The organism is Amycolatopsis sp. AA4, assembly GCF_002796545.1.
Classification (GTDB): Bacteria; Actinomycetota; Actinomycetes; order Mycobacteriales; family Pseudonocardiaceae; genus Amycolatopsis.
In genome coordinates, this window is sequence record NZ_CP024894.1 from 5,602,347 (window position 1) to 5,616,559 (window position 14,213).

The following is a 14,213-nucleotide window of genomic DNA, read 5'->3' on the forward strand; positions in this document are numbered from 1 at the left end:
AGGCTCCCCGAGTGGGGCTGAAGGTGGGCGGGGGCCCTTGCGGTGGCCAGGGTTGTGCACGACATCGCCAACGGGAAGCCCGCCGCCTAGGCCGTCGTGTCCGGCGCGGCAGGCTTCGGCGCGTCGGTCGCCGCGGGCGCGGGGATCGGGGCCGCGGTCGGTACCGTGTTCCGCGGCGTGGGCAACGTCGTCGGCGCCGCGGTCGGGGCGGTCGGCGGTTCGGTCGTCGGCGTCTTCACCTCCGGCGCAGTCGACAGCCTGTACCAGAACGTGATCGGCGCGGCCGGGACCGCCATCGCGGACGGAGCCAAGGCCGTGGCGGACGCGGGAAAGACGATCGACGGCGCAGCCGGGACGTGCAGGATGCCGTCTTCTGACGCCCTGCCACGCCCCGAATGGCCCGCCCCACGCGCGGGCCGGACCGTCGCCGCCGTGGTGTTCGTCCTGCTCCTCGGCGCAGCCGCGATTCCGGTCGGCTTCGGGTTCGTCGCCGTCGGCCACCCCGGCGGCCCGCGCTGGGCGACGGCCTTCTCGGCGATCATGTTCCTGACCGCGGCACTCGGCTACGTCTCGCGACTGCGGCCGCGGCATCGGGACGCGAACATCGCGATCGTGAACCGCGAAGACGGACCCGCGGCGGAAATCCGCGGTTCGACACTGATCTTCGTGCTGCTGTTGGGCATTTTTCGGTTGCCTGGCGGTGTTCTTCGGCATGGCGGCGGTCGACTACGTCCGATCCGGCCCCGGCATCCCCGCCAGGCTGGCGCCGGGCGGGCTCTGCGGCGTAGCGGCGCTGTACTTCGGCAGCTGCCTCGCGCTCGCGGCGGCCGGGCGGGTCCGGCGCGGCGGGGTCGTCCTGTCCCGACGCGGCATCCGCCACCGAGGCTGGACCTTCTCCTGCTTCCTGCCCTGGGACGCACTCGCGGGTTGCAAAGCGACGTCCTTTCACGACACCCGCCTACGTGCCGGTCATCGCGTACGCGAACGCTCCGTGGGAACGCCGCCAGTACGCACGCCGGTGAAAGTTCGACAAGCTTCCGCCGCGGCCGATGATCGCGCTCAACTGCGCCGCGTTCGCGGCCGACCGGGACCAGCTGTACCGCTTCGTCATGTTCTACCTCGACAATCCCGCCGCCCGGACCGAACTCGGCACCGAACTCAGCCGTCAGCGCATGCTCGCCGGAGACCTGTCGTAGCCCGACTGCGTCTATCCCGAAGACGGTTGCGCCGAACCCCGCAAGGCCGCCGTGTCGGCTTCCGGGGTCGCCCGGTCGGTCGACGCCGCCCTCGGGTAATGACCCGTCGGGGGCATCACACCGCTCCCTGCTCGTCGTCCCCGCCTCCGGCCGGGGCGGTGCCGGGGTCGTTCGGCGGGCGGAGGCCGTCGGCGAGGTCGGCGGGCAGGAGGAACGAGTACTTGCCGAGCAGGTTGATGCCGCGGTGCCGGCGGCGGAGCGGGACGAGCCGGGCGTCGTCCTCGTCACGGACGTCGGCTCCGGCGGCCCGCCTGCGGGTCAGCGGCTGGAGTGCGTCGGCGGCGTCGGCGAGGGTTGAGGGCCAGGCGGCGGTGATCGCGTCCCATGCCGCCCGCAGCGACACCCCTTCGGTCAGCAGCCGGTAGGGAGGGGCTCCCCACCGGCTGGCGACCACGTTCCCGGTCCGGTCGCGCTGGCCCGGTCCGGGCGCGCCGCCGGGCAGGAAGTCCAGCGTCCAGCGCTGCCCGCCGGTCGGCTCGTCGGTCAGGCCCGCGCCCGCGACCGTGTACGACCGCAGCGCGTTGCGCTCGTCAGCGGCCTCGGGCATCGCCGCGGCGCGATGAACACGGTTGTAGGCCCATATCGAGGCATACACAGCACGGGATGAATCCCCCGGACCCGGCGACCCGGACGACGCTGGCATGCCGGTGATCGTAAATGTCCCTCGCCCGGGTGAACCTTCACCTGTCCAGGACATGCGCCGCAAATCCCCCGCGCCGGGGAGGGACATCCCCCGGTTCAAGGTCGTCATGGCGCCCCGGCGCTCGTGCCGGGCACGGCGAAGACGGAGGCGGCGACCAGGCGAGCCGGGTCGGTGGCGAGGCGGTCGCCGGTGTGGCCGTAGAGGGCCGCGGTGCCGGCGCTGGCGTGCGCGAGGGCGCGCCGGCGCTGTTCGGGGGTGGCGCAGCGGGCCTTGCCGACCGTGTTGAACGCGTGCCGCGTGGACTGCGGGGTGATCTGCTGCGGGTCCGGGACACCGGCGGCCGCGGCGAGGGCCTGCACGAGGGACTCGACCTGGTAGCGGGTGATACGGGTGCCGTCGCGGTCGACCAGCAGCGCGGTCTCGCCCGGGTCGGCGATCCGGTGGGCGAGCGATCACGCGGTACTGCGCGCACAGCCGCGGCCACGGCCCGGGCGCCGCCGCCGGGGCGAGCAGGCATATCCGGCGGGCCTGCGGTTCGCTCAGCGACCGGGTGCCGGTGTGGCTGCGGTCGTAACGCGGCCGCGCTGCCTTCGCTGCGAGGTGGCAGCGCATCCGCCCGGCGCGGCCGAGGCAGGTTTAAAAGGAGGACACCTAGCAGCACCCTCGGGCAGGTTGACGCGCGGCATCATCAAATGGGTGAGGCCTCGCAGGTTCGCCCGGCTCGGCGGGTCCGGCTCCGCCCGCAGCGCCTTCAGGGTGCAGGCGGCCGACGTCGTCGAAGCTGGCCGCGGCGTTGGCGGACAGCCGCGAGGCGACCTCGCGGTAGGTGTCGTGCAGCAGCCGCGTCCGCTCCTCGAGGTGCTCGCGCGGGTCCGCCGGGAGCCCGCGGCTGGCCAGCACCATCGGTTTCGTGGCCGTACAGGCGTCCCGGCCGGCAGCTTCGCGCGCGGGGCGCCCGGCCAGCAGGCTCTGGCCGATCTCTCCGGCGCCGACCTTGTTCCGCCCGCCGCCCCACAACCCGGGCAGCGCCTTCAGCGCGCGCAGCACCGCCTCGCCGTCCGGGGCCGCGCCGAACCGGATCACCTTGCACAGCAACGGAAGGAACGTCCGCACCGTCGGATACCGCTTCACCAGCTCGGCCCGCCACGCGGCGTCGGCGTCGTCGTCCGCCGGACCGGCCAGCGCGACGATGTCCTCCAGCGCCTAGGAGATCTGCTCGCGCGGCACCGCCGCCTCGATCTGCTCCCACGCCCGCGGCGGGGCGGCGGGGCCTCGCGGTCAGCGCTGCGGCGGTTCGACGGCTCCGTAGGCGCGCTCGCCCGGGCCAGCCTTGCTGGACACCTTGTACATGACCACGCCGTGCCCGGGAACGGTGGCGGTCACCGACCCGGCTACCGCCGTGCTGGTGGCCCGCCACAGGTCTTCGGCGGTCAGGTCCGTGCGGCCGGGAAAACCCAGATCTCCCGCGGACGCGGTGAACGAGGCCGAGGTCGCGGAGCGGTTGAGCAGCACGACGGCCTGCGAGCCATCGGACAGGGGTTTGCGCCAGATCTGCTGTTCGCCGCCCCGGATCCGGACGCCCTGACTGCCCGCCCAGTCCTGGTTCACCGCGATCACCTTGGTGTTGGCCAGGACCTGCCGGGTCGCCTCGCTCATCGCCGACAGGTCGTTGCCGGCCAGCAGCGGCGCCGACAGCAACGCCCACAGGCTGAAGTGCGCGCGGTTCTCCTCGGCGGTCAAGCTCCCGTTGCCGACCTGCAGCATGTCCGGGTCGTTCCACGCGCCGGGCTTGGAGTACCGTTCCAGGCCGACCTGGTTGTCCAGGATCGACATCAGGCTGGACCAGGTCGGTCTGATGTCGGCGGTGGTGCGCCAGGAGTTGGCCACCTGGGGCCGCCAGGACTCCACCGGCAGCTGGGGTTCGCGGTGGATGCTGTAGACGATCGGGCGCCCGGTGGCGGCCAGGGCGTCGCGCATCGCGGTGAACGCCTTCTTGGCGTCCACGCCGTCGCGGTCGGCCTGGCACCAGTCGTACTTGAGGTAGTCCGCGCCCCAGGACGCGAAGGTCTGGGCGTCCTGGGCCTCGTGGCCCTTGCTGCCCAGCGTGCCGGGGTAGTTGTCCCAGATGTTGGCGCAGGTCCGGGTGCCCGGGGTCGCGTAGATCCCCAGTTTCAGGCCCTTGCCGTGCACGTAGTCGGCCAACGCCTTGATCCCGTCGGGGAACCGTGCGGGATCGGGCCGTAGGTTGCCTTGCGCGTCGCGCGTGCTGGCCTGCCAGCAGTCGTCGATGTTGACGTACCGGTAGCCCGCGTCCTTCAACCCCCGGGAGACCGCAGCGTCGGCCGCCGCCTTGATCTTGGTTTGGTCGATGCCGCACCGGTAGGCGTTCCAGCTGTTCCACCCCAGAGGGGGAGTCTGGGCGACGCCGTTGTCCAGCGCCACCGCCGCCGGCGCGCCGCTGGCTGCCATCGCCACCGCCACGAGTACGGCCGCCGCACCGGCTGCTGCTCTGCCACGCCAGTGTCTGACCATGATCTGTCTCCTGTTCGCTCGCTGCGGCCGCGCGACGCCCTCCTATGCCAGGCCCCTTCACGCGCGACAAGTTACACAGAATTCACCATAGTCAAACACAACTCGCCATATGTGCGACATTCCGCGAGTTCGGCGGTTTCTCGCCGCACGACGATTCGTATATGCCGTTATACGCCTGGCAGTCGACGCCGCCCGACGCCCGCCGTCGCGGTCGAGGGTGACCTCGGCAGGCTGCATCCGGTTGAAGGACTGGTCCTCGCGCCACGAGGTGCTCATCTGGGCTTCGGGTCAACTCCGGAGACGAACGCGCGCGCGTCAACGCCGCGCTGGTGCACCCATTTGCCCGGCGACGTCTCCGGCGTGCCGGACGGCGTCGCCTGCGTCTCCTCGGGCGGGGGCGATCCGGTCCTCGACCACGTCCTGATCCTGCTCTGCCGCATCGCCGACCACCGCGACCGCCACGGAGCGCCGATCGACTGCCAGCGCCGCCGCGACCTCGTCCCGACAGATCCGATCGACTGGCCGACCTGGCCTACTCCGCACGCGCACCTCCCGGCGACCTCCGGTACAGGCCGTCATCGTGCAACACCGTCATCACGTGCTCGGCGGTGTCGCGCTTGAACCGCTCGCGCATGTCCTGCGTCACGCGATCACCCCGCCCGGCTTCGGCCCCATCGAGAAGGGCTCCCACTCGTCGAGATCGATCGGCCCCATCTCCGTCACACGACCCTCGTCCACGAACACCGCAAAGCCATACGACGCACTGGAATCCGAGCGAACTGAACCGCCCCGGGTTTGATGGAGGCTCCATCGTGTGAGTGAGGATGGAGTTATGGGCCGGTCTTCGAGGCATCCGCGTGAGGTGCGTGAGCGCGCGGTTGCGTTGGTGTTTGAGCAGGTAGAGCAGTACTCGTCGCAGTGGGAGGCGATCACGTCGATCGCGGCGAAGGTGGGGGTGTCGGCCGAGTCGCTGCGCCGGTGGGTGCGGCAGGCTGAGACCGATCAGGGTGCGCGGCCGGGTGTCACGACTGCGGAGTCGGAGCGGGTGCGCGAGCTCGAGCGTGAGAATCGTGAGTTGCGCCGGGCGAATGAGATCCTGAAAGCGGCATCGATTTTCTTCGCGAGGGAGCTCGACCCTCGACCGCCGCGCTCGTAGCGTTCATCACGGATTATCGGGACCGGTTCGGAGTCGAGCCGATCTGTGCCGTGCTGACCGAGTTCGGGATCAAGATCGCTCCGTCCACCTATTATGCCGCGCTTTCCCGTCCGATGTCGGCGAGGGAAGTTCGCGATGAGGAGTTGAAGAAGGAAATTCAGCGCGTGTACGACGAGAATTACCTGGTGTACGGTGCCCGGAAGGTATGGCGTCAGCTGAACCGGGAAGGCGTTCGGGCGGGCCGGGGCCGGGTGGAACGACTGATGCGCGCGATGGGCTTGGCCGGCGCGGTCCGCGGGAAGAAGGTGCGCACCACGGTGTCCGATCCCGGCGGTGCCCGCGCCGCGGACCTGGTGAGCCGCCAGTTCACGGCAGGTGCACCGAATCGGTTGTGGGTAGCGGACTTCACCTACGTCGCGACCTGGGCAGGCACCGTCTACGTCGCGTTCGCGATCGATGTGTTCTCCCGCAGGATCGTCGGCTGGCGCGTGAGCATGTCCAAGGAAACCGACCTCGTGCTCGACGCGATCGAGCAGGGACTGCGTCATCGGGACTACCGATGGCGAAAGGGGCAGGACAAGCTGATCCACCATTCCGACGCCGGAAGTCAATACACGTCGTTCCGATTCACGCAGCATCTTGCTGATTCCGGTATCGACGCGTCGATCGGCACGGTCGGCGATGCCCTCGATAACGCGCTCGCGGAATCCACCATCGGGCTCTACAAAACCGAGTTGATTAAACCGAACGGGCCATGGCACAATAAGCAAGAAGTCGACGTCGCGACTGCCGCGTGGATCGAGTGGTACAACACCCAGCGCCTCCACGGAGCATGCGGCGACCGGCCACCCGTCGAATTCGAGACCCTGTACGAGGACGGCGACCTGATCAGTCTGGTCGCCTGACCCCAACAACGAGTCTCTACCGAACCCGGGGCGGTTCAGCCGTGCGCCGAGGGCCGCCCAGCCGTGCTGAGCAGGCTGCGCGTGCCTCGAACGTGGAACTGGCATCGATCGCGGCCAAACTGAGCTGCGCTGCCTTCGCCGGATCGTGCTCGGCCGCCGAGTCCGCCTGTGCGGCGAATTGGCGCGACTGCGCGATCTGCCGCTGCTCGGTCGCGGTCTGCCGGCTCAGCAAAGCCGCGCCCGCAAGCGCCACCGCACCGGCCAGCAGCACCGCCAGGCCTGCCGAGAGCCAGCGCAACTGCCGGGCGTGACGCTCCGTCCGCCGCTGCGCCGCATCCTCTGCCTCGATGCTGGCGCGCAAGAACTCCCGTTCGCGGACTGTCATGACGTCTTCGCCGGTCTCCGCCCACTCCCGGACGACGGCCAGCCGCGTACCCCTCGCCAGCAGGTCAGGTTCGCGATTCGTTTCTTCCCACGCCGCGGCGGCGTCGGTGAGCTGCCGGTGGATCCGCAAGCCCGCGCGATTCTTCGCCAGCCACTCGCCGAGCCGGGGCCACGCTTCTATCAACGCCTCGTGGGCCAACTCGACGGAATTGGAGCCAACCGAGACCAGCCGGGCCACGGCCAGCCGTTCGAGAACGCCCTCGCCGCGATCGTCCAAGTCCAGCTCGCCGCGGTTGACCCGACGTTTCGTGGCGCCGCTGTTCTCCCCCACGTCGACGAGGCGCAGGAACAATTGCGCAGCGACGGCCCGTTCGTCCTCATCGAATGCCGAGTACTGGGCTTCTGCGGTCCTGGCCAGCGCAGCCCGGATGCCGCCCGCTGCGTGGTACCCCGAAAGAGTGAGCGTAGTCCCGCGCCTCCGCCGCCAAGTCTTCAACAGCGCGTGGGAGAGCAGCGGAAGGACGCCGGGCTTCTCATGCGCCTCGGCCACCAGTTCAGCCACCAGGGTGCCTTCGACGGTGAGTCCAGCGCGAGTCGCGGGCTTGACGATGGCCTCCCGCAGCTCGGTGGCAGTCATCGGCCCGAGCAGCATCTGGGCTCCGGAGACGGCATCGGCAAGACCACGGTGTTCAGCGCATCGCGAGTAGAAATCCGCGCGGGCACCGAGCACGATGTCGGCCGTGTCCGCCTCGATCAGGGCGTCGATAAAAGCAGCGCGAACAGCCAGATCACCGCACAAGGTGAACAGTTCTTCAAACTGATCGACCACCACTGTCGTGCGGCCCTGCCCCGCTTGGCGAAGAAGAAGCCGCAGCGTCCCCGGTGCCGACCGCAGCTCAGCACACACGTGCGCTGCGGTAGCCCCGAGCAGTGGAGCGAGCTGGAGAGCGCATTCTTCGAACGGATCCGCCCCCGGGGTGAACAAAACCACGGTCGACTCGGCCCGCCGAGCCGCCAGGCCGGCCCGCAACAGTGACGACTTACCCGCCCCGGACGGCCCGAACACCGCGAGAAAACGATGGCGAGCCAGGTTGCCGTCCAGTTCGTCGAGTACTCGTTCCCGGCCGAAGAAGCGGTCTGCGTCGGGAAGCTCGAATGGGCCCAGGCCGACATAAGGTGCACGTTCCGCCGATGCCTGAAAGTCGGGAGCCGCGTTCTCGGCGGCCAGTTCCGCAGCAAGGGCATGCCAATACTTCTCCCAGTCGCCGACATCTCCGCCGCAAGCCCTGACATAGGCAAGCGTTACCGCGAGCGTGGGAAGCTTGCGCCCGCCCGCAGCGTCAGACAACGTGCCAGCAGCATAGTGCGCGCAGCGCGCCAGCTCCCGGTACGTCGGACTGCCGGCCTTCCGCCGCAGATCACGTAAACCGTGCGCGAACCGCGATAACGCGTCGTCGTCCGGATCGAGCGGACGCTCCCGCCTCGGCATGCGCCTTCCCCCTCCCACCCCGTCGGCCATTGTTCAGAAGACGTTGTTCGGAGTCCAGGCGCCGACACAGAACAACCCCGCCGGGCTAAACCTGAGCCGGGTAACGCCACCGAAGGCACGCAAGGCGGGCACCGCTGAACCCGCGGTCGCCCGAAACGGAAAGACAGGAGCAACGATGTCACGAACACGTCAATTGATCGGCTGTCTGCTGGCAGTGGCAGCAGGGCTGGTGGGCTTCTCCGGTGCCGCGTTCGCGCAATCGGCCGCCACTGAGGCCGCCCAGGTGAACGCTGTGCTTGCGGCAAATCCCACCGCGCATCAGAGGGACGCCAGTTCCGTCGAGTTCCCGGACGGAACGAGGTTCATCGCGGCCCCGCGGATCGGCGCGGCGTCCCCCGCCGCCAGTTGCCGACGAGGTGCGGTGTGCATCTATTCCGAACCCAATTTCACCGGATTTTCCAAGCCTTTCGTCGCCTACGGCGGCTACAACCTCGCCGCGTACTACATGCCCAACGGCGTGAAGTGGGCGCACCAGACATCGTCGTACATCAACAACCAGACCGGCGGCGCGAAGGCCAACTTCGCCAGGTACGACGCCACCGGCGGATACTTCGTCGGGATCGACGAATGCCGCGCCTACTGCGCCAAGGCGCACCTCGGCTCCATCGACAACATGATCGACAAGGTGACGCTCACGCCGTAACCGCAGCGCGTTTGTCATTGCGAGCTGGCCGTCCGCTGATGCGGTCGGCCAGCTCAGTGCCCTCAGTCCTACGAGACGGCCTTTCCGGTTTAAGCCTCTTCGCAGCGGTCAGTTCCACGCAGGCACGGCGACGACCGATCGCGAAACCCGATCACGACACGGCTGTGACTACGACATCCGTCCCAGCGGCGAACAGCCACGCCGTGTTCGCTCGACCTCGCAACATGCTGCGGCAGCAGTATCCTTCGATCGAAACGGCACCCTCCCGCAACTCCCGCGGCGACGAGACGCGCACCGAGCACCGGCCCCAGGCACCGGAGACGCCCGTCGGCATGGCTCTGTCGCCGCGGGTCGCCTTGATGCCCGCGACCCACCAACTAGCCACGCACGTCCTTAAGGTATTCGAACAGCTGCGATCGCACTGACGGCCTGGCCGGTTTTGAAATTGTGTGATCGGGGCGGCACGCAGCCACAGTCATCCGGCCCCGTCGACGATGCGGTCCTCGTGCCCCAGCCACTCATCGAGGCCGACCGTGCGGTAAATGTCGCGCGGCGTCGTCGCCACGGCGCTTTGTGGAAATCACCGAAACCAAAGGAATTGATCTGTCCACAGTGGATGACTCCAGCCATCGCGATGGGTACGTCAAGAGGGCGGGGGGCGGCCCCCTGGAATCGGTACACCGTAGCTGCATGAGGCGGGCTGATCGGAGTCATGCCTTTCGTCGAGCTCCGTGAGGATTTTCGCTAGGGAGGCCTCGCAATCGCCAGGCGAGGCCTCATCCCCGATCTTAGTTTCGGATGCGGCCCGGAGTCACTACGTCGACAGTCGGTTCCGCCGACTCCTCGCTGCCAGCTCTGATAAGGGCGGCGATTCGCAAGCGCCGTCGGCGGGCTGGTAGCGGTGCGCTCTTCTTCCGCGATCGAGGAGAGGGGTGACGCCCCGTCCGCAACCTCGCTCCAGTATCGGCGGTCGCGCCGTACGGATACAAGCAAAGCTGGCCTCGACAACGTCCGCCGGGTGCTGGACCGCCGCCGGATCGTCAGCGGGGTACTAGCTGCGCACCGCGTCCTTTCGGTCGGTTAGAAGTGCCGCATCGTCCTCCACCCGCACCAGAACCCCGGCGTTCCACGTCACAGGTCGTCCTGCTCCATCTGTTCCAGCAACTTCGCCTGCGCCAGGTCGCGCCGACCTAGTGACTGCTTCCGGCACTCCTCCCCCCTCGGGACCGCCCTGCAAACCCTGGACACGACCCTCGGCGTGCTTCATACTCACGGGAATAAACTTGTTGGTCTAATTCGAGGAGGCGACTGGGTGTCCGCCACGCATGGGCAGGCTCGCCGGCACGAGGCCGTCGATCTGCTGACTCGGGACCCGGAACTGGTCACCGAGGCTCTCGACCGATGGGCCGCCGCGAACGGAGCCAAGCGCTTCCTGCTCGACGGCGACAGCGGCCGGGAGTGGAGTTACCGGGAATTCGCCGACGCGACCGGCGCGATCGCGGGGAACCTTGCCGCGCACGGCGTCGGCAAGGGGGAACGCGTCAGCGTGCTGCTCGCGGACCCGGTCGCGACCGCCTTGTGGATGTTCGGCATCTGGAAGGCGGGTGCCGTCTACTGTCCGATCAACCCCGCATACACCGGGAGCTTGCTCAGCTACCAGATCGACGACACGGCACCGCGCCTGCTGGTGACCGATGCGGCCCTGGTCCGGCGAGTGGCGGAGGCCGGCTCCGCCCTGCCGTCCGGAACAGAAGCAGTTCTGTGCTCGCTCGGCGAAACCGATGCAGCCGCTCCCGCGGTGCCCTTCGAACTTCTCGACGGCGCGCGCTTCCTCGGGCCGGCCGACGCGCCGGCGGTCGAGATGCGGTACAGCGACACCGCGAACGTCATCTACACCTCGGGAACGACCGGCCACTCGAAAGGGGTGGTGCAGAGTCATCGGTGGATGAATCAGTACACCTGGCCGGTGCGGCAGCTGACGACCGCTGACGACGTCGTCTACAGCGACCTGCCGATGTTCCACGTCGGCGCGGGGATCTTCAACGTCACCCGGGCCGCGTGGGCCGGGGCGTCGGTCGCGATGTGGCGCAAATTCAGCTCGTCCTCGTTCTGGGACCGGATCGCCGCGTCCGGCGCCACGAGCGCCACGCTGATGGGGGTGATGGTGCCGTGGCTGATGAGCGCGCCGCCAGGGCCGGACGACCGGAAGAACACTCTCAACAAAGTGCACATGCAGCCTCTGCCGCACGACCACCTCGCCGTTGCCCAGCGATTCGGATTCGACTACGCCACCACGGGATTCGGGCAGACCGAGGCCGGCGTGGCGATGTTCGGCCTGGTCAAAGAATGCGAACCGGGCGAGGGAACTCCGCCGGACCACTACCGCGGTTTGCGCCACGACCAGCTCGAAAGCCGCATGCGCGAGGCCGGGATCCCGGTCATCGCGGGTCCGGATTTGGACGCGCGCGGGCCGATGGGCGGCCCCAGCCCGTTTTTCGAGGCCGCGGTGCACGACCCGGCGGACAATCCGTGTCCGCCCGGCACTCCCGGCGAGCTGGTGTTGCGGCCGAAAGCACCCTCCGTCCTGGCGGACGGCTACCTCGGCAAGCCCGAACACACCGTGCACGCCTGGCGGAACCTGTGGTTCCACACCGGCGACGCGGTCTGGAGACGAGAGGACGGAATGTGGTTCTTCCTCGACCGGATGGGCGACCGGATCCGTCGCCGCGGCGAGAACATCTCCGCCCAGCATCTCGAGGAACTGGTCTCCGAATACCCCGGCGTCACGTTGGCGGCGGCCGTGCCTGTTCCGAGCGCGGACGGCTCCGAACACGACATCGCCGTCTGCGTGCAAGGCGATCGGCTCGACGCCGACGAAATCCTTCGCTGGGCGCGCGAAACCATTCCGGCGTTCATGTGTCCTCAGCACATTCTCGTCGTCCCGACGCTCCCGACCACTCCGACCGGCAAGATCCAGCGTTTCAAAGTGCGCGACCATGTGCTCGAGCAGGTCGCTTCCCCAGGAAACATCGGCGAAACGAGAAATCCATGACGACCTCTTCCACGGCCATGCCGCGCAAACTGATGGTCGCGGGCCTGCTCAGCAGCGCTCTCGAATGGCACGACTTCTTCATTTACGGAACCGCCGCCGCGTTAGTGCTGGGCAAACTGTTCTTTCCGTCCGCGTCCGGCGCCGCCGGGATCCTGATGTCATTCGCCACCTTCTGGGCGGGGTTCATCGCACGGCCGCTCGGCGGCGTCGTCCTCGGCTCCCTCGGAGACCGCATCGGCCGGAAGCCGGTCCTGCTGATCAGCCTGATCGCCATGGCCGCTGCCACCATTCTCATCGGCCTGCTCCCGACCGCCGCGACGATCGGCGTCGCGGCGCCGATTCTCTTGGTCGTGCTGCGGTTTGCCCAGGGAATCGCGGTCGGCGGCCAGTGGGGCGGCGCGGTCCTGTTGCTGACCGAAAGCGCCGGGCCCCGGCACCGCGGGCGCGCGGGAACCTTCGGGCAGATGGGCGCACCGCTCGGTTTCGTCCTCGGCAGCCTGGCCTTCATTTTCGTGAGCACCGCGACCACCTCCGAGCAGTTCTTCGCCTGGGGATGGCGCGTTCCGTTCCTGGCCAGCGTTCTCCTGGTCCCCGTCGTGCTGTTCATCCATTTCCGGATCGAGGACAGCCCGGAGTTCCGCCGGCTCAAGACGCAGGCCGCGGAGAAGGAAAAGGTGGAAGCCGCGCCGATCCGCGAACTCCTGCGCACGCACCCGCGGCTGGTCCTGATCGCGTCCGGCCTGCTGTTCGCGTGCAACGCGATGTCGTACGTGATCATGACCGGAGTGCTCTCCTACGGCGTCAATCACCTCGGCCTGAGCAAGAGCGATCTGCTGACCACCGCGTTGATCGCGGCGATGGCCATGATCGGCACGGTGTACGTCAGCGGGGCGCTGTCCGACCGGTTCGGCCGGCGCCGGGTGATCATCGCCGGATCGGTCGCCGTCGCCTTGTGGACGTTCCCGTTCTTCTGGCTGGTCAACACCGGGTCGATCGTCCTGGTCGGCGTCGCGTCGGTGGCCGGGTTCTCCGCCGCCGGGGTCACCTTCGGCCCGGCCGCCGCCTACATCGCGGAGCTCTTCCCTCCTCGGCTGCGATTCTCCGGTGCCACCCTGGCGTATCAGACCGCCGCGATCCTGGTCAGCGGATCGACGCCGTTCCTCATGACCGCCCTGCTGGAGGCGACCGGCACGTCGGCTTCGGTATCGGCCTTCCTGCTGGCCATGGCGCTGGTGACGCTGGCCTCTGCCTGGGTGCTCCCGGAAACCTTCTCCCCCGGCTCGGCGACCGGCGCCGACGCACCGTCGTCGCGCTCTGCCGACGACGCGTCGATCTGCTGACCGCCGAGAGCCGTTGACTGATCATGTACGCGAAACCAGACTCCCCTTGGTTTATACTGACTGGTATAAACCAAGGGGAAGGTTGCCGAGAACATGAGCGACGAGACGGTGGAGATCGGCTTGCGGGGCAGCGTCGTCCGCGATCCCGAGCAACGAGCAAGCCAACGCCGCGACATCCTGGCCGCCGCGGCGCGAGTCTTCGCCCGCAAGGGGTACGAATCCGCCACGATGACCGACATCGCGAAAGAAATGGGGGTCAGCAAAGGGATTCTCTACTACCAGTTCCGCAGCAAGCAGGAACTGATCGTCGCCACGCGGATCGCGGCGTCCGGGACGGAACTGGACAAGCTCGAGGAGATCGCCGCCCGTCCGGCCCCGGCGGCCGAACGGATGGAGGCCGCGCTGGCCAGCCTCGCCGCGACCAACTTCGACGAGTTCGCCCGGCACGTCATTCTCCTCACGACCAATCTCGGCCTCGACGCGGAACACGCGGCGCAGGTCCGCGAAGTCGAGCGGCGCTACGAACGCCTGCTCGCGGACCTGCTGGCCGAAGGCATCGCGGACGGGTCCTTCGTCGACGCCGACATCCGGCTGACCACGTTCACCCTCATTCGCGCCGCGCAATCGCCGGCGGTGTGGTTCCGCTCCGGCGGAGAACTCAGCCAGGAACAGGTCGTGCGCGGCCTGACCGAGCAGCTCATGCGCAGCATTTCCCAACCGCGAGCGGACGCTTCGTCGTAACGGCGGCCGCCG

General features: G+C 68.6%; 12 protein-coding genes. 7 read left to right on the plus strand and 5 right to left on the minus strand.

Going from position 1 to position 14,213, the window contains the following annotated elements:
* Positions 1 to 177 precede the first annotated feature (177 nt).
* Positions 178 to 1,053, plus strand: a complete 876-nt coding sequence (locus tag CU254_RS43220; protein WP_159396483.1) for a hypothetical protein — start codon at positions 178 to 180, stop codon at positions 1,051 to 1,053.
* Positions 1,050 to 1,196, plus strand: coding sequence for a hypothetical protein (locus CU254_RS43225; RefSeq protein ID WP_158688086.1), 147 nt, complete (start codon positions 1,050 to 1,052; stop codon positions 1,194 to 1,196). The genes CU254_RS43220 and CU254_RS43225 overlap by 4 nt, the downstream gene beginning before the upstream one ends.
* Before the next feature lie 115 nt (positions 1,197 to 1,311).
* Here CU254_RS43225 and CU254_RS25950 read toward each other — a convergent pair whose 3' ends face one another.
* From CU254_RS25950 to CU254_RS25965, 4 genes are all read right to left on the minus strand, one after another.
* Positions 1,312 to 1,803 (minus strand): hypothetical protein, encoded by a 492-nt coding sequence (locus CU254_RS25950; protein WP_050788277.1) that lies wholly within the window; start codon positions 1,801 to 1,803, stop codon positions 1,312 to 1,314.
* 200 nt (positions 1,804 to 2,003) lie between these two features.
* Positions 2,004 to 2,258: a hypothetical protein gene (locus CU254_RS25955; RefSeq protein ID WP_009080824.1), complete on the minus strand. Its 255-nt coding sequence runs from the start codon at positions 2,256 to 2,258 to the stop codon at positions 2,004 to 2,006.
* Positions 2,259 to 2,550: 292 nt separating this feature from the next.
* Positions 2,551 to 3,030 carry a hypothetical protein gene (locus CU254_RS25960; RefSeq protein WP_009080825.1) on the minus strand — a complete coding sequence of 160 codons (480 nt, stop codon included), beginning with the start codon at positions 3,028 to 3,030 and terminating at the stop codon, positions 2,551 to 2,553.
* A 147-nt stretch (positions 3,031 to 3,177) separates the two neighbouring features.
* The gene (locus CU254_RS25965; RefSeq protein WP_009080826.1) at positions 3,178 to 4,431 is read right to left on the minus strand and encodes a glycoside hydrolase family 27 protein; all 1,254 of its coding nucleotides are present in this window, start codon (positions 4,429 to 4,431) and stop codon (positions 3,178 to 3,180) included.
* Positions 4,432 to 5,263: 832 nt separating this feature from the next.
* Here CU254_RS25965 and CU254_RS25970 point away from each other — a divergent pair.
* Positions 5,264 to 6,492 (plus strand): IS3 family transposase gene (locus CU254_RS25970; RefSeq protein ID WP_234392748.1). Its coding sequence is split into 2 segments (ribosomal slippage): positions 5,264 to 5,543 and positions 5,543 to 6,492, totalling 1,230 coding nucleotides; the frame shifts between segments, so codons are not numbered across the junction.
* 16 nt (positions 6,493 to 6,508) lie between these two features.
* Here CU254_RS25970 and CU254_RS43230 read toward each other — a convergent pair.
* A complete protein-coding gene (locus CU254_RS43230; protein ID WP_158688087.1) occupies positions 6,509 to 8,365 on the minus strand; it encodes a hypothetical protein in 1,857 nt (618 codons plus the stop codon).
* A 214-nt stretch (positions 8,366 to 8,579) separates the two neighbouring features.
* Here CU254_RS43230 and CU254_RS25985 point away from each other — a divergent pair, with 214 nt between their 5' ends.
* From CU254_RS25985 to CU254_RS26000, 4 genes are all read left to right on the plus strand, one after another.
* Positions 8,580 to 9,068 carry a peptidase inhibitor family I36 protein gene (locus CU254_RS25985; protein ID WP_158688088.1) on the plus strand — a complete coding sequence of 163 codons (489 nt, stop codon included), beginning with the start codon at positions 8,580 to 8,582 and terminating at the stop codon, positions 9,066 to 9,068.
* A 1,312-nt stretch (positions 9,069 to 10,380) separates the two neighbouring features.
* Positions 10,381 to 12,120: an AMP-binding protein gene (locus tag CU254_RS25990; protein ID WP_009080830.1), complete on the plus strand. Its 1,740-nt coding sequence runs from the start codon at positions 10,381 to 10,383 to the stop codon at positions 12,118 to 12,120.
* A complete protein-coding gene (locus tag CU254_RS25995) occupies positions 12,117 to 13,460 on the plus strand; it encodes an MFS transporter (protein WP_009080831.1) in 1,344 nt (447 codons plus the stop codon). Before CU254_RS25990 ends, CU254_RS25995 begins: the two co-directional genes overlap by 4 nt.
* Before the next feature lie 93 nt (positions 13,461 to 13,553).
* The gene (locus tag CU254_RS26000) at positions 13,554 to 14,201 is read left to right on the plus strand and encodes a TetR/AcrR family transcriptional regulator (RefSeq protein ID WP_009080832.1); all 648 of its coding nucleotides are present in this window, start codon (positions 13,554 to 13,556) and stop codon (positions 14,199 to 14,201) included.
* The last annotated feature ends 12 nt before the right edge of the window (positions 14,202 to 14,213 follow it).

Coding starts and splice junctions, on each gene's coding strand:
- CU254_RS43225 (WP_158688086.1), top strand. CDS start 1,050: ATGATCGCGCTCAACTGCGCCGCGTTCGCGGCCGACCGGGACCAGCTG.
- CU254_RS25950 (WP_050788277.1), bottom strand. CDS start 1,803: ATGCCCGAGGCCGCTGACGAGCGCAACGCGCTGCGGTCGTACACGGTC.
- CU254_RS25965 (WP_009080826.1), bottom strand. CDS start 4,431: ATGGTCAGACACTGGCGTGGCAGAGCAGCAGCCGGTGCGGCGGCCGTA.
- CU254_RS43230 (WP_158688087.1), bottom strand. CDS start 8,365: ATGCCGAGGCGGGAGCGTCCGCTCGATCCGGACGACGACGCGTTATCG.
- CU254_RS25995 (WP_009080831.1), top strand. CDS start 12,117: ATGACGACCTCTTCCACGGCCATGCCGCGCAAACTGATGGTCGCGGGC.
- CU254_RS26000 (WP_009080832.1), top strand. CDS start 13,554: ATGAGCGACGAGACGGTGGAGATCGGCTTGCGGGGCAGCGTCGTCCGC.